At 74.7% G+C, this 13649-nt stretch carries 13 protein-coding genes and 1 tRNA gene; 5 read left to right on the top strand and 9 right to left on the bottom strand.

Annotated features, from left to right (window positions below):
* Positions 1-20: 20 nt before the first annotated feature.
* The 3 genes from ABZ621_RS31980 to ABZ621_RS31970 all read right to left on the bottom strand — a co-directional run bounded on the left by ABZ621_RS31980 (position 21) and on the right by ABZ621_RS31970 (position 7056).
* The gene (locus tag ABZ621_RS31980) at positions 21-389 is read right to left on the bottom strand and encodes an STAS domain-containing protein (RefSeq protein WP_360609948.1); all 369 of its coding nucleotides are present in this window, start codon (positions 387-389) and stop codon (positions 21-23) included.
* Between the two features lie 54 nt (positions 390-443).
* Entirely contained in the window at positions 444-2912 is a 2469-nt protein-coding gene (locus ABZ621_RS31975) for a SpoIIE family protein phosphatase (protein ID WP_360609947.1), read from the bottom strand.
* Between the two features lie 115 nt (positions 2913-3027).
* On the bottom strand, positions 3028-7056 hold the full coding sequence (locus ABZ621_RS31970; RefSeq protein WP_360609946.1) for a HAMP domain-containing protein: 4029 nt from the start codon (positions 7054-7056) through the stop codon (positions 3028-3030).
* Positions 7057-7340: 284 nt separating this feature from the next.
* Here ABZ621_RS31970 and ABZ621_RS31965 point away from each other — a divergent pair, with 284 nt between their 5' ends.
* Positions 7341-7568 (top strand): DUF5133 domain-containing protein, encoded by a 228-nt coding sequence (locus ABZ621_RS31965; RefSeq protein ID WP_360609945.1) that lies wholly within the window; start codon positions 7341-7343, stop codon positions 7566-7568.
* Between the two features lie 123 nt (positions 7569-7691).
* Here ABZ621_RS31965 and ABZ621_RS31960 read toward each other — a convergent pair whose 3' ends face one another.
* Both ABZ621_RS31960 and ABZ621_RS31955 read right to left on the bottom strand, forming a co-directional pair.
* Positions 7692-7853, bottom strand: a complete 162-nt coding sequence (locus ABZ621_RS31960; protein ID WP_030215177.1) for a DUF5670 family protein — start codon at positions 7851-7853, stop codon at positions 7692-7694.
* A 108-nt stretch (positions 7854-7961) separates the two neighbouring features.
* Complete coding sequence (locus tag ABZ621_RS31955; RefSeq protein ID WP_360609944.1) at positions 7962-8333, bottom strand: hypothetical protein; 372 nt, start codon at positions 8331-8333, stop codon at positions 7962-7964.
* Positions 8334-8512: 179 nt separating this feature from the next.
* Between ABZ621_RS31955 and ABZ621_RS31950 the strand changes: the two genes are divergently transcribed.
* Positions 8513-8686 (top strand): CsbD family protein, encoded by a 174-nt coding sequence (locus tag ABZ621_RS31950; RefSeq protein WP_360609943.1) that lies wholly within the window; start codon positions 8513-8515, stop codon positions 8684-8686.
* A gap of 119 nt (positions 8687-8805) precedes the next feature.
* On the opposite strand, the gene ABZ621_RS31945 is transcribed toward ABZ621_RS31950, so the two are convergent.
* On the bottom strand, positions 8806-9327 hold the full coding sequence (locus ABZ621_RS31945) for a DUF6328 family protein (RefSeq protein WP_360609942.1): 522 nt from the start codon (positions 9325-9327) through the stop codon (positions 8806-8808).
* 1186 nt (positions 9328-10513) lie between these two features.
* On the opposite strand from ABZ621_RS31945, the gene ABZ621_RS31940 reads away from it, so the two are divergent.
* Positions 10514-10587 (top strand) — tRNA-Trp (locus tag ABZ621_RS31940).
* A gap of 28 nt (positions 10588-10615) precedes the next feature.
* On the opposite strand, the gene ABZ621_RS31935 is transcribed toward ABZ621_RS31940, so the two are convergent.
* Both ABZ621_RS31935 and ABZ621_RS31930 read right to left on the bottom strand, forming a co-directional pair.
* A complete protein-coding gene (locus tag ABZ621_RS31935; protein WP_360609941.1) occupies positions 10616-10990 on the bottom strand; it encodes a PRC-barrel domain-containing protein in 375 nt (124 codons plus the stop codon).
* A gap of 72 nt (positions 10991-11062) precedes the next feature.
* Entirely contained in the window at positions 11063-11287 is a 225-nt protein-coding gene (locus tag ABZ621_RS31930; protein ID WP_360609940.1) for a DUF6458 family protein, read from the bottom strand.
* 276 nt (positions 11288-11563) lie between these two features.
* On the opposite strand from ABZ621_RS31930, the gene ABZ621_RS31925 reads away from it, so the two are divergent.
* Both ABZ621_RS31925 and ABZ621_RS31920 read left to right on the top strand, forming a co-directional pair.
* Complete coding sequence (locus ABZ621_RS31925) at positions 11564-12583, top strand: serine/threonine-protein kinase (RefSeq protein ID WP_360609939.1); 1020 nt, start codon at positions 11564-11566, stop codon at positions 12581-12583.
* A gap of 89 nt (positions 12584-12672) precedes the next feature.
* A complete protein-coding gene (locus ABZ621_RS31920; RefSeq protein ID WP_360609938.1) occupies positions 12673-12816 on the top strand; it encodes a hypothetical protein in 144 nt (47 codons plus the stop codon).
* A 178-nt stretch (positions 12817-12994) separates the two neighbouring features.
* On the opposite strand, the gene ABZ621_RS31915 is transcribed toward ABZ621_RS31920, so the two are convergent.
* Positions 12995-13381, bottom strand: coding sequence for a hypothetical protein (locus ABZ621_RS31915; protein WP_360609937.1), 387 nt, complete (start codon positions 13379-13381; stop codon positions 12995-12997).
* Positions 13382-13649 lie beyond the last annotated feature (268 nt).

Genomic DNA, 13649 nt, shown 5'->3' with positions numbered 1-13649 from the left:
GCGCCCGCGCCACCCGTCCGCTACCGGGAGCCGCCGGCCGCGGCCAGCGCCTCCGCCACGCCGTCGTGCGGCGGGATCGTGGTCGTCACGCCGGTGATCTCCAGGATGCGGCGCACGGCCGGGGTGGGCGCGGCGAGGTACAGGTCGCCACCGTTCTCCCGAGCCCTGTTGACCGCCCTGATCAGGACGTTCAGCCCCGAGGAGTCCATGAAGCCGAGCGCCGACAGCTCCAGCACGAGACGGGCCCGCCCCAGGGAGAGCTGCTGCCACAGCCGGTCCTCCAGCCGTGCGGCCGTCTCCATGTCCAGCTCACCCCCCACGGTCAGCACGGCCGTGCGGTCGTCGAGGATCTCGACGTCGACTTCCAGGTTCGCTTCTCGCTCGGACATGATCCCTGCTTTCCATGGGGGGGTGGGGGCCGGTCGCGGCTCGGACGGACGGGGTCAGGAGACCCGGACGCCGACCACGCACGTGTCGTCGTCCGTGTCCGACCTGCTGCGCGCCAGCAGCTGGTCCAGCCGGCGTTCGAGGCTGTCGGACGGCTGCCGGGCGACGGTGAGCAGCTGGGCGACGGAGTCGTGGACGGCGGTGTCCCGCCGCTCGACGAGCCCGTCGGTGTACATGAGCACCGTGTCGCCGGGTTCGAGCCGGAGCTCCGCCTCCTCGTACTCGGCCTCCGCGAGCGCCCCCAGCAGCAGCCCGCTCAGCAGCGGCAGGTCGTCCGCCTCCTCCCCGCGGACCAGCACCGGCGGGAGGTGGCCGGCGCGGGCCCAGCGCAGGGACCGGGTCACCGGGTCGTAGATGCCGCACACGGCGGTGGCCGTGACCTGGGCGGTGAGGTGGTGGGCCACGCTGTTGAGCCAGGACAGCAGCTGCCCGGGGCCCGCGCCCGTGACGGCGAGGCCGCGAAGCGCGTTGCGCAGCACCACCATCCCGGTGGCCGCCTCCACGCCGTGGCCGGCGACGTCCCCGACGCACAGGAGCACCTTCTTGGACGGCAGCACGACCGCGTCGTACCAGTCGCCGCCGACCAGGGACTCGGACTCGGCGGGCCGGTAGCGCACGGCGACGTCGAGTCCCGGCGCGTCCAGCGGCGGCTTGGCCGGGGGCATGATGGCGTGCTGGAGCTGGAGGGTGAGCCGGTTGCGTTCCTCGGCCGCCTCCTCCGTCGCCGCCAGCCGGTCGCGGGTGGCCGTGAGGGCGACCTCGGTCCAGTGCTGCGCCGAGATGTCCTGGTAGGCGCCCCGGACGGCCTGCAGACCGCCGTCGGGGCCCAGGGCGGGTTCGGCGGTGACCCGGATGTGCCGGGTGACGCCGTCGTGGCGGATCATGCGGAAGGCCGTGGAGGCCACCCGCCGCCCGTCCAACACCTTCCGGAGGAAGCGGCGGATGGTGTCGGCGTCGTCCGGGTGGGCGTGGGCAGCGAGCTCGCGCAGGGCGACCGGCCGCTCCGCCGGCCCCCGGCCGAAGAGCTCGTACAGCTGACCGTGCCAGGTGATGTCCCCGGTGACGACGTCCTCCTCGAAGGCGCCGACCCGGCCGAGCCGCTGGGCGTGCTGGAGGAGGCTGGCGAGGCGTGCCGACTCGTCCTCGACGCGCCAGATGAGCAGGACGCTCGCGCCGTGGCGGCTGATGCTGATGTCGGCGAGCGAGGCGAGCGGCACCTGGTCCACCAGGGCCGTGAGCCGGACCCGGCGGGCGCGGAACGGCTCCCCCGTGGCGTAGACCCGCTCGATCCGTTCGAAGAGGTCGCCGCCGCCCGCCGTCGCCGGGTACGCCTCCAGGAGCAGCGCCCCGTCGACGGATCCGCGGGGCCGTCCGGCCGGATCCTGGAAGTGCGCGTTGGCGTGCCGGATGCGGAAGTCGACGAGCTTCCCCGCCTCGTCCAGGTGGGGGGTGAGGACGAGGGCGGGGTCGTAGAGCCCGTCCGAGAGTCCGGCCAGCGCCGACGCCCCGTCACCGCCGGGGAAGGGGAAGCCGCCGGGCCCGGGGAAGCCACCCGGGGACGCCTCGGGGAGCGCCTCCAGGGTGTGGGCGCAGAGCTCGGCGAGGGCTTCGAGCTGGCGCTCCACGGCCTGCGGCAGGGGGTCGAGCGGACGGCTCCAGCAGACCTCCAGGACGCCGTGGACGCGTCCGCCGGTCCCCGCGGGGACGACGACCCGGCCGCCGTCGGGGTGGCGCGCCCGGCCGATCGAGGGCACGCCCGCTGCCGCCAGGGAGGCGTACCGGACGGTGCGGCGCCCGACGAGCGCCTGGCGGGCCGCCGTGGTCACTCCCGGCGGCACGTAGTGCCAGCGGGCCGCCTCGTCGAGGCCGAAGCCGGCGTGGCCGCGCAGGCTCAGCGAGGTGTCCGGGCCGGTGGTCCAGATCGCCACGGCGACGGCGCCCAGGGGTTCGAGGGCGTGCCGGAGCAGCGACTCGGCGACGGACTGGGTGTCCCCGGCGCTGAGCGCCGCGCCCTCCGCGGTGCGCAGTCGCACGGCGGAGAGCCCGGCGGGGGCCTGGGCGGCGGGGGCCGGGGCGGCGGGGTCGCCGACGGCCGTCCGCACGAACGCGTCCGCCGCCTCGGCCATCCGGTCCCGGGCCGCCTGGTTGACGACGTCCGCGGCCAGCTCCAGCCGGGAGACCCCGGCCCGGTCGGCGAGCTCGGCGAGCTGGCGGGCCGCCTGGGCGGGGCCGCAGCCCAGGCGCTCGACGATGACGCCCTTGGCGAGTTCGATCAGGGCGCGGCCCTCGGCCGCCGCCTGCGCGGCCCGCACCTCGCCGCGCAGCCGTTCCACCGTGGCGGCCAGCCGGCCGTCGGCGGACGCGCCGGGGGGCGCGCCGTCGGCGGGGGACGGGAGGGCGGTGCCGGGGGCCGCGGGCACGGCGGCGCCGGCCGGGTCTCCGCCCGGGAAGCGGGGGGCGCTCATGTCGGCGACTCCTCGGTCGGGGCGGCCCCGGGACCACCGTGCGGACGGGGCCGGGGTGCGCCGGCGCGGCGCTCCGGGGCCGGACGGGGAGCGCGGGGCGGTCCCGGGACGGCGGTCACGAGGCCGCTCCGCCGTCGAGCCAGCGGCGGACGCAGGCGATGAGTTCGTCGGCGTCGACGGGCTTGGTGACGTAGTCGCTGGCCCCGGACGCGAGGCTCTTCTCCCGGTCGCCGGGCATCGCCTTCGCGGTGACGGCGATCACGGGCAGGTCGGCGTACCGCGGCAGCTCCCTGATCCTCGCGGTCGCCGTGTAGCCGTCCATCTCCGGCATCATCACGTCCATCAGGACGAGGGAGACGGCGGGGTTCGCCAGGAGGGTCTCGATTCCCTTCCGGCCGTTCTCCGCGTGCAGCACGGTGATGCCGTGCAGCTCCAGGATGCCGCTGAGGGCGTACAGGTTGCGGGCGTCGTCGTCGACGGCGAGGACCGTCCTGCCGCGCAGGGTCGTGTCGATGGTCTGCGACGCGGGCGCCCGGTGGTCGCCGCGCACCAGGGGCACGACGTCGCCGGGCTGTTCCGCGGACAGGTGGAGGGCGATCCGCTCGCGCAGCTCGTCGAGGCTGGAGAGGAGTTCCAGCGGGCGGCGGCGGGCGAGGTCCTGGAGGACGCCCTCCTCCTCGGCGGGGAGCCGGCGGTTGTTGTGGGCGAGGACGGGGACGGTGTGCAGCGCCTCGTCGCCGTCCATGGCGTCGAGGAAGCGCAGGGCGTCGCCGTCCGCCATGTCGACGTCGAGGACGACGCAGTGGAACGGCTGGGCGGCGAGCGCGGAGGCGGCCTCCTGGGGGCCCGCGACCGCCATCAGTTCGATGTCCGCGCGGCCCGTGTGCCCGCCGTCGGCCGCGAGTTGGGAGACGGCGTTCTCGGCGACGACGGCGAGGAGTCCGCGCGGGCGCTCCTCGATCACGAGGAGGCGCCGGGGCGGCCGGGCGGCCGGGGCGCCGGGCAGCGCGAGCGCGCCGCCCCGGGCCGGGGCCGGGACGGCGAGCACCGCCGAGGGGTCCGCCGACGGGGCGACGGGGTCGGGCTGTTCGGCGAAGTCGGTGCGGGCGACCGGGAGGTAGAGGGTGAAGGTGCTGCCCCCGCCGGGCACGCTCGTGACGGTGAGGGCCCCGCCCAGCAGATGGGCGATCTCGCGGCTGATGGAGAGTCCGAGGCCGGTGCCGCCGTACTTGCGGTTGGTCGTCCCGTCGGCCTGCTGGAAGGCCCCGAAGATCGCCTCCAGGTTCTCGGGGGCGATGCCGATGCCGGTATCGCCGACGCGGAAGGCGACGACCGGGCCGCCGCGGTCGACGGAGACGGGCAGTTCGCCGTCCGAGGCCGGTTCGATACGCAGCTCGACGCTGCCGTGCTCGGTGAACTTGACGGCGTTCGACAGCAGGTTGCGCAGGACCTGCCGGAGCCGTGCGTCGTCGGTGACGAGGTCCACGGGGACGCCGGCCGCCGTGGAGACCGCGAAGGCGAGGCTCTTCTGCGAGGTGAGGGGGCGGAACGTGGCCTCGACGTAGTCGAGGAGCCTGCGCAGGGGCACCCGCTCGGGGTTGAGGTCCATCTTCCCGGCCTCGACCTTGGAGAGGTCGAGGATGTCGTTGATCAGCTGGAGCAGGTCCGATCCGGCCGAGTGGATGATCCCGGCGTACTCGACCTGCTTGGCCGTGAGGTTGCGGGTCGGGTTCTGGGCCAGCAACTGCGCCAGGATGAGGAGGCTGTTGAGCGGGGTACGCAGTTCGTGGCTCATGTTGGCCAGGAACTCCGACTTGTACGTGGAGGCCAGCGCGAGCTGCTGGGCGCGGTCCTCCAGCTCCTGCCGGGCCTGCTCGATCTGCAGGTTCTTGGCCTCGATGTCGCGGTTCTGCGTGGCGAGCAGGGCCGCCTTCTCCTCCAGTTCGGCGTTGGAGCGCTGGAGTTCCTCCTGCCGCACCTGGAGTTCCTCGGTGCGCGAGCGGAGTTCGCCGGCCAGGCGCTGGGACTCGTCCAGGAGTTCGTCGGTGCGGGCGTTGGCGACGATGGTGCTCAGGTTGACCCCGACGGTCTCCATGAGCTGTTCCAGGAAGTCCCGGTGCACGGAGGTGAAGGGGCTGAAGGACATCAGCTCGATCACGCCGAGCACCTGCTCGTCGACGACGACCGGCAGCACCACCAGGCTGCCCCGGGAGGTGCTGCCGAGACCCGAGGAGATCGTGGCGTAGCCGGCGGGGACGTCGTCGGCGGCGATGGTGCGGCGGCTGCGGGCGGCCTGTCCGACGAGCGACTCGCCCAGCCGGAAGCGGACCCGGTCCCGGTCGCCGGCGGGGCGTCCGTAGGAGCCGACGAGGCCCAGCTCGACGCCGTCGGCGCCTTCCTCGGCGAGGTAGAAGGCGCCGTACCGGGCGGACACGAGCGGGGTCAGCTCGTCCATGACGAGTTCGGCGACGACGGCCAGGTCGCGGTGGCCCTGCATCAGCGCGGACATCCGGGCCAGACTGGACTTGAGCCAGTCCTGCTCCTGGTTCGCCCGCGTCGTCTCGCGCAGCGAGCCGACCATGGCGTTGATGTTGTCCTTGAGTTCGGCCACCTCGCCCGACGCCTCCACGGTGATCGAGCGGGTGAGGTCGCCCTCGGCGACGGCGCTCGCCACCTCGGCGATGGCGCGAACCTGGCGGGTGAGGTTGCCCGCCAGCTCGTTGACGTTCTCGGTCAGCCGCTTCCAGGTGCCGGAGACGCCCTCGACCTCGGCCTGGCCGCCGAGCCGGCCCTCGCTGCCGACCTCGCGGGCCACGCGGGTCACCTCGGCCGCGAACGAGGACAGCTGGTCGACCATCGTGTTGATGGTCGTCTTCAGCTCCAGGATCTCGCCCCGGGCGTCCACGTCGATCTTCTTCGACAGGTCGCCGTTGGCGACGGCGGTCGTGACCTGGGCGATGTTCCGGACCTGTCCGGTCAGGTTGTTCGCCATGGAGTTGACGTTGTCGGTGAGGTCCTTCCAGGTGCCGGCCACGTTCGGCACCCTGGCCTGGCCGCCGAGCCGGCCCTCGGTACCGACCTCGCGGGCCACGCGGGTCACCTCGTCGGCGAAGGCGGACAGGGTGTCCACCATGGTGTTGATGGTGTCGGCGAGGGCCGCGACCTCGCCCTTGGCCTCCACGGTGATCCGGCGGGAGAGGTCGCCGCGGGCCACGGCGGTGGCGACCTGGGCGATCGAACGCACCTGCCCGGTGAGGTTGGAGGCCATCACGTTGACGTTGTCGGTCAGGTCCTTCCAGGTGCCCGAGGCGCCCCGGACGGTGGCCTGGCCGCCGAGGTTGCCCTCGGTGCCGACCTCGCGGGCGACCCGGGTCACCTCGTCGGCGAAGGCCGAGAGCTGGTCGACCATCGTGTTGATGGTCGTCTTCAGCTCCAGGATCTCGCCCCGGGCGTCCACGTCGACCTTCTTGGACAGATCGCCGCCCGCGACGGCGGTGGCGACGTGGGCGATCGCCCGCACCTGCGCGGTGAGGTTCCCCGCCATCGAGTTGACGGAGTCGGTCAGGTCCCGCCAGGTGCCCGAGACGCCCTTCACGTCGGCCTGTCCCCCGAGGATGCCCTCGGTGCCCACGTCGCGGGCCATGCGCGTGACCTCGTCGGCGAAGGCCGAGAGCTGGTCGACCATCGTGTTGATGGTGTTCTTCAGCTCCAGGATCTCACCGCGCGCGTCCACGTCGATCTTCTGGGAGAGGTCGCCCCTGGCGACCGCCGTCGCCACCTGGGCGATGTCGCGGACCTGCGTGGTGAGGTTGCCGGCCATCGCGTTCACCGAGTCGGTCAGGTCGGCCCACGTGCCGGAGACCCCGGGCACGACGGCCTGCCCGCCGAGCGTCCCTTCCGTGCCGACCTCGCGCGCCACCCGCGTCACCTCGGAGGTGAACAGGGACAGCTGGTCGACCATCCCGTTGAACACCCGGGAGATCTCCCCCATCAGCCCGTCCGCCTCGTCCGGCAGACGGGTGCCGAAGTCGCCGTCGCGCACGGCCGTGAGCCCGGCCAGCAGCTGACGGAGCTCGGGCTCGGCCACCGCGGCCGGTCCGGGGTGCTCCCGGCCGGAGGAGCTCCTGGTCGTCGTCTCAGACATGCCCCATCCTCGTTCCCCACCAAGCTCGCGCACGGACCGTGCGGCCCACGCCGCGCGCCGGACGTCCGCTCCCCCGGGACGGTTCCGGCTGCCGCGATCGTTGCCGTACGGCAATCATGACGACACTACCCCTCCGTGATCGACACGAGGAGTCCGGAGCCGGATCATCCGGCCGGAACCCGCCCCTCGGGCCCCCGCGGACTCCGGGGGCGTAGCACCCCACGACCGGGGTACACGCGCGTCGGAACGGGCGGTCCCCCGCCCCACGACGAGGGGAGCAGTACGTGCTGATGGCCCACCCCGCGGTCCTGCGCGGTCTCATCGAGCAGTACGAGGCGCTCGCGGCGCTCCAGGCACAGAACGGCGGCGCGGAGGTACGGCGCCGCATGGACGACCTCGCGTACACGCTGTGCGTCTCCACCGGTACGCGTGACGTGGACGCGGCACTGATCGCGGCCCGCCATCGCCTGCCGGGCGCGCGCCCCGAGGACGACTCGGTGCTGACCGCCTGACCGCACGGCCTGCCCGGCACCCCCGTCGGGGGCGCCGGGCAGGGCCGGACGCACACGGCCGAGCCCGGCCCCCCTGACGGGGGTGCCGGGCTCGGTCACGCCGGGGCGGCCCGCCGGGGCCGCCTACCAGCGATACCAGCGACCGGTGCCGCCCTTCGGCCGGGCCACGAAGCCCAGCAGCCACAGGACGAGCACGATCACGGCTATCCACCAGAGCGCCTTGACGGCGAAGCCCGCGCCGAAGAGGAGCAGGGCCAGCAGCAGCACGAGAAGCAGGGGAACCACGCGGATCGACCTCCATGAGGACGGTGACGGAAAGGGGGACGTGCGCAGAGGGCCGCCGGGCGCGTACGCGCGCCGGCCCGGTGCGGCAGGGCGGGCGCCGCCGCCCGGTCAGCCGCGGCGTTCGAGGAACAGGGCCAACGGGCCCAGGTCGCGCCGCGCGGCCAGGCGCCCGGAGCGGCGCCCCCACCCGTACGAGAGGACCAGCGCGGCCGCCGTACCGACGGCGGCACCGGCCGTCACGGCCCGGTGCTCACGCACGGCGGCCCACAGGTCCCTCCCGGCGCCCCGGGCCACGATCGCGGCCGCGCGGGCCCGCTCCGCGAACGGCGCGGGCAGGACGCGCGGCTCCCCGAGAGCCGCCGGTTCGTACCCCTCGTCGACGTCGGGGTCGTCCACCCGCGTCAGGTCGGGGTAGTCCGGGACGGCGTAGGGGCCGGTCCAGGGGAACTGGTTCTGTTCGCTGTTCTCCGAAGCGCTCATGGGCACCGTCTCGCCGGACTCCCGCACGCTAAACCTGGCCGGCGGCGGGCGCACCCTGCCACGCCAGGCCGGCGCACCCGCCGGGAAGTGTCGGATTTCAGGGTGTTTGTTCTCGCCGATTCCGGTGAGGCGCTCTGTCGGCACACCTGTCCGCCACCACGGAGAAGGAGCGATCACTCATGTCGGGTAAGGAAAAGATGAAGGCCAAGGGCGAGCAGGCCAAGGGCAAGGCCAAGGAGGCGGTCGGCCGGATGACCGACGACGAGCGCCTCGAGGCGGAAGGCCGGGCCGAGCAGGCCATGGGCCACGCCCGCGACGCGAAGGAGAAGGCGAAGGACGTCTTCAAGCAGTGAGCCGGCGGACCTCGTCCGGCACGGAGAGGGGCGGCCCGCCATCCGGCGGGCCGCCCCTCTCCGTCGTCCTCCTCCGTCGTCCTCCTCCGCCGGCGGCCGTCGCCGGGCCGTCCTCCCGGTCAGCTCGCGTCGGCGTAGCGGGTGCGGACCCACAGCGGCAGCAGGAACCAGCAGACCAGGTACCAGAGGAGGACGCCGGCGACGAGCCACGGCACGTAGGGGTCGTGCGTCGCCACCCGCAGGATCAGGAACAGGGCGGCCGTCAGCGTCGCGAGCAGCAGCAGGATGCCCGCGAAGGTGAGCCGGGAGGCCCAGACGACGGCATGGGGCTTGACCCGTCGCCCGGACACGATCCGGTGGAAGGAGACGGGGCCGATCAGCGCGCCCGTGGCCAGCGACCCCAGGACGACCGTGACCAGGTAGATCGTCCTGTCGGTCTGCTCCAGGTCGTGGAAAAGCGGGGTGAACACCACGGTGAGGAGGAAGCCGAGGAGGATCTGGACGCCCGTCTGGGCGACCCGGATCTCCTGGAGGAGCTCCTGCCAGCGCCGGTCCGCCCGCTCCTCCTCGGTCTCGTCGCGCCCGTCGTGGCGGGGCTCCCTCGGCTCGTCCTCCGGCGTACGGCCGTCTCGTTCGTTCATGACGATCCTCCTTCTGCGGAACGGGGCGGGAGCGGACCGGCACCGCCCGGGCACGGTGGCGCTCCGCTCATGATCGGTGACGGGCGGCGCGGGCGCGCGGCGCGGGCGCGCCGGAGCGGCCCGGCACGGCGGAAGCCCCCGTCGAGCGCGGGGGCTTCCGTCCGGCGCGGCACGGTGCGGAGTCAGGCCCGCGGCGTACCGGCCGTTCGAGGGGGCGCCGGATGCCGCCACGGTCCGCGACGCGATTCCCCGTCGTCGCCGGGCCGTCGGCCCCGGTCGCCCGCGGCGGGACCGCCGTCCCGCCCGTCCGGCCCCTCCTGCCCGTCCCGTCCGCGCGGCGCGTCGGGGGTCACGGCGGGAGCGTAGGTGCGGCTCTCCCCGCTCCGGCCCGAGGCACTGGGGTCCTCGGACGGGGCTGCGGCCTCCGGCGGCCGCGACGACGGCGTCACCGGAGGGCGGGGCGGGCGGCGGGGCGGGCGGACCGGTGCGGAGGGCTCCGCGGCGGGACGCCCGGAGGGCGCGGGCGGGGAAGGCGTCCGCGTACGGCTCCCGCGCCCGGGGGTGCCGTACGCGGGGACGCCCGGGATCCACTCGCCCGACGTCGAGATGCCGTACGAGGGGACACCCGGCCTCCGCGGGTGCCGCGGCGCGTGCCGATGCCCGTGGGTCCGGGGTGCCGTCCCCGGTCCGCACGGGCCACCGGCGGCGCGGGCGAGGCGACGGGATCGGGTCGGTCCTCCCGGCGCGACGCGCGGTGCGCGGACGAGGCCTCGGGTCGGGTCCGACATGAGCGCCTCCTCCTCGACGGATTCCACGGGCCGATCGCCCGTCACCCTCTTTCCGGTGCCTACCGATTCGGCTTGCCGCTCGTCCCGGAGCCAAACCCCGGAAAGAGCGGAGACCTCTCGGCGGGGCGACGTTCCCGGGCCGAGCGGAGGCGGCCCGAGGCGGGACGGCCCGGGCATGCGACCGCCCCGCTTCGGGAGGGGGAGCCCGAGCGGGGCGGTCGCGAGGCCGTCGGCGCGCGGCGTGGGGGGTGGCCACGGGCCGCCGGCGGGGAGAGGTGGTCCTGGGCAGGCGGTGCAGTGGCCCGCCTACCCGCCCTTCGGGCGGTCATGCCCACGTGCCCGCCGCGACATCCGCCGGCAGCGCGTCCCGTCGGTGTGGCACGCTTCCCTCACGCCGAAGGGGTGTGGCTCAGCCGGCCAGAGCGCCGGCCTCCACAACCGGATGCCGCGGGTTCGACTCCTGTCGCCCCTGCTCACACCTGCCGAGGCGCGCGGGCCCGTCAGAGGCCGCCCATGCCTCCAGGGAAGGGCCAGGACGCTCGGTAGTACTGTCCGATCTCCTCGCGGTACTGCCGGTCCGCGAGGTGCTTGTCGGAGACGAACTCGGGCGAGTTCTTCACCTGTTCCTTCGACAGGGCGAGGTGGAGGGTCTGCTCCTCCAGGTCGACGCGGGTCACCGCCCGCGCCGGGACGAGCACCTCCTTGCCGAAGATCCAGACGCCCGTGTCGACGACCAGGTAGGAGTCGTCCACCTCGTCGGAGTGCTTGTCCACCTTGCCGATGTGCCCGTCGGAGGCCTCGACGCGCCACCCGGTGAGGTCGGTACCCGCCAGGTGGCCGGACTCGGTGCTGTAGGACCACAGATGGTCGGTCATCGCTGTCACTCCTCTGTCACTTGTCGCTGTGTGCGTGCAGGGCGCGGCGCGGCGCCGGGCGCGCGGGCCGCCTCAGAGCAGGTCACGACGGTCGTCGTCGGTGACCGTGGGAGCCACCGGCGGGACCACCATCCGGCGACGGCGCAGCACGCTGGTGTAGACGGCGGTCCCGAGCAGGCCGACGCCCATCAGGATCAGGCCGACCAGGTCGAGGTCGACCGCTTCGAGCTCCCAGTCGGACGCGAAGGTGAGGATGGCGCCGACGGCGATCATGATGATGAACAGTCCCAGACCCATGGTTGGTTGCTCCTCCCCTGCGGGTTGGACAGCGTCCGCGTACCCGGGTCTCCGGGGAACATTCCGCCGTTACCGGAATCGTTCGCTCGGGCCCGCTCCGCGCCTGGCGATCGGGCAGGGTGCCGTCGATCCGCCTTCTTCCAGGGGATGTTCGGGGGATGTTCATGAGCGCGCGGGGCACGCGTTCAGCCGCGGGCCCGCGCACACACCGGCGGGCGACGCACCCGACTCCCGGCCCGGCGACAGAGGGCCGGCCACACCCCCAGGGAGCCCTCGATGCAGCCCCGAGCAACGCCCGTACGTCCGGACGACGCCACCGGGCAGGACCGCACCGTCGCCGGGCGCTACCGGTTCGACCGTCTCCTGGGCCGGGGCGGCGCGGCGGACGTGTACGAGGCGCTGGACCTGCGGCTGCGGCGTCCCGTGGCCGTGAAGGTGTTCCGGCCCGCGGGCCTCCGCCGCACCGACGCACAGTGCGGCGAGGAGGCCCGCCTGCTGGCCCGGATGCACCATCCGGGCCTGGTGACCCTCTACGACACGGGCCGCGACGGAAGCCGGCCGTTCCTGGTGATGCAGCTCGTCCGGGGGACGACCCTGCGGCGGCGGATCGCCCGTGGGGCCCTCACGACCGCCGAGACCTGCCGGACGGGCGCCGCCCTGGCCTCGGCGCTCGCCCATGTGCACGGCCACGGCGTCGTCCACCGCGACGTCACACCGTCGAACATCCTGCTGGACAGGGCCGAGACCCCGCACCTCACCGACTTCGGCATCTCCCGCCGCGTCGAGGCCGTCGACGACGCCCCGGAGGACGCGGACGCCCTCGTCGGCACCGCCTCCTACATGGCGCCCGAGCAGGCACTGGGCCGGACGACGGGGCCCGCGGCCGACGTGTACAGCCTCGGCCTGGTGCTGCTGGAGAGCGTCAAGGGCGAGGCGGAGTACGGCGGAACGCCGCTGGAGGCGGCGCTGGCACACCTGCACCGGCCTCCGGTGCTGCCGGCCGGCCTCCCGGCGGGACTCGCGCGCCTGCTCACGGCGATGACCGACCGCTCCCCCGAGGCCCGCCCGGACGCCGCCGCCTGCGCCCGGATCCTCGCCGAACCGCGGACCGCGGGACACGTCTCCACGCCCTCCGCCGCGCCCGGCTCCCGCCAGGCGTCCGCCCGGCCTTCGCACCGGTCGTCGCGCCGGTCGCCCCTGTCGCGCCGCTCCTCCGCCGGACGGGCCACGGCGGCGACCCTCGTCACGCTCGGACTCATCCGCCGGGCGAACGACCCCTCCCCCAGCGGAATGTGACGCAACCTCAAAAACCTTCAGGCGTAGGACGGCCGCGCGGGGCAAGACGAAGTGGCAGCACTCGCAACGCGTTCTCGGAGGAGAATCCCATGACCGCACTGCTGAACCGCATCAAGCGATTCGCGGCCGGCCCCCAGGGCCGTGACGCGGCGGCGTCCCTGCGCCACGCCGCCACCGACCCGCGCGTACGCGCCCGGGCTCGCCGCCTGATCGGCAAGCTGCGCCGGCGCTGACGCCCGCCCGGTCGGGCCCGCACGCCGCCGCCCCGCGCGAGGTACCGCGCGGGGCGGCGGCGTGCGTACGGCCGGGATAGCCGGAACCGCCGCGATCGCCGGACATGCCACCGGCCCGGCGGAGCGCACCGTGAGGCCGGTCGCACCGCCGGGCACGGAAGGGGGAGCCCCCCGGGCATCAGGTGGACAACAGGCGCTGGAACAGGGCGCGGTACTGGCAGAGCGCGAGGCGCAGGCTCTCGGTGTCGGCCTCGAGCCCCTGGCTCCACTGCCCCTCCAGGGCGTTCCGGTGCCGGCCGAAGGTGTCCGCCAAGGTCCTCATCACGTCTCCGACGAGGACGTCGGCCGCGTGGACCGCCTGGCGGGGATCGTCGACGAACCGGCCCTGGACCTCGTGCCAGCGGCGGCGGAACTCCTTTTCCTCGGCCGGACCGAGCAGATCGGGGATCCCCTCCGCGTCCGGTCCGGCGGCACCGGGCCGCGCGCCTCCCCCGTCCGGGCCCCGCGACGGTACGGAACCACCGGGGGGCGGGGAGGACGGGGGCGGGGGCGGGGACTCCGGCATGGCCGGCGGGTACGGGTCGGGCGTCCGCTGAGCCGGAACCCGATGGTGCGCCGCGTGCGGGGGCAGGGGGCCACCAGGCCGACCGGACCGGGACGGGTCCCACCCGGCCGGACCGCACTGCGGCTGCGAAGGCGGCTGCGGCCGAGGCGGCGAAGGCGGCTGCGGCCGAGGCGGCGAAGGCGGCTGCGGCCGAGGCGGCGAAGGCGGCTGCGGCCGAGGCGGCGAAGGCGGCTGCGGCCGAGGCGGCGAAGGCGGCTGCGGCCGAGGC

The organism is Streptomyces sp. NPDC007863 (assembly GCF_040633895.1).
Taxonomy (GTDB): domain Bacteria; phylum Actinomycetota; class Actinomycetes; order Streptomycetales; family Streptomycetaceae; genus Streptomyces.
This window is presented reverse-complemented; position numbering and strand designations above follow the sequence as displayed.

Bases quoted from the DNA above. Each gene is read 5' to 3' on its own strand.
- ABZ621_RS31980 (WP_360609948.1), bottom strand. From the start codon at position 389: ATGTCCGAGCGAGAAGCGAACCTGGAAGTCGACGTCGAGATCCTCGAC.
- ABZ621_RS31975 (WP_360609947.1), bottom strand. From the start codon at position 2,912: ATGAGCGCCCCCCGCTTCCCGGGCGGAGACCCGGCCGGCGCCGCCGTG.
- ABZ621_RS31970 (WP_360609946.1), bottom strand. From the start codon at position 7,056: ATGTCTGAGACGACGACCAGGAGCTCCTCCGGCCGGGAGCACCCCGGA.
- ABZ621_RS31955 (WP_360609944.1), bottom strand. From the start codon at position 8,333: ATGAGCGCTTCGGAGAACAGCGAACAGAACCAGTTCCCCTGGACCGGC.
- ABZ621_RS31950 (WP_360609943.1), top strand. From the start codon at position 8,513: ATGTCGGGTAAGGAAAAGATGAAGGCCAAGGGCGAGCAGGCCAAGGGC.
- ABZ621_RS31945 (WP_360609942.1), bottom strand. From the start codon at position 9,327: ATGAACGAACGAGACGGCCGTACGCCGGAGGACGAGCCGAGGGAGCCC.
- ABZ621_RS31935 (WP_360609941.1), bottom strand. From the start codon at position 10,990: ATGACCGACCATCTGTGGTCCTACAGCACCGAGTCCGGCCACCTGGCG.
- ABZ621_RS31930 (WP_360609940.1), bottom strand. From the start codon at position 11,287: ATGGGTCTGGGACTGTTCATCATCATGATCGCCGTCGGCGCCATCCTC.
- ABZ621_RS31925 (WP_360609939.1), top strand. From the start codon at position 11,564: ATGCAGCCCCGAGCAACGCCCGTACGTCCGGACGACGCCACCGGGCAG.
- ABZ621_RS31920 (WP_360609938.1), top strand. From the start codon at position 12,673: ATGACCGCACTGCTGAACCGCATCAAGCGATTCGCGGCCGGCCCCCAG.
- ABZ621_RS31915 (WP_360609937.1), bottom strand. From the start codon at position 13,381: ATGCCGGAGTCCCCGCCCCCGCCCCCGTCCTCCCCGCCCCCCGGTGGT.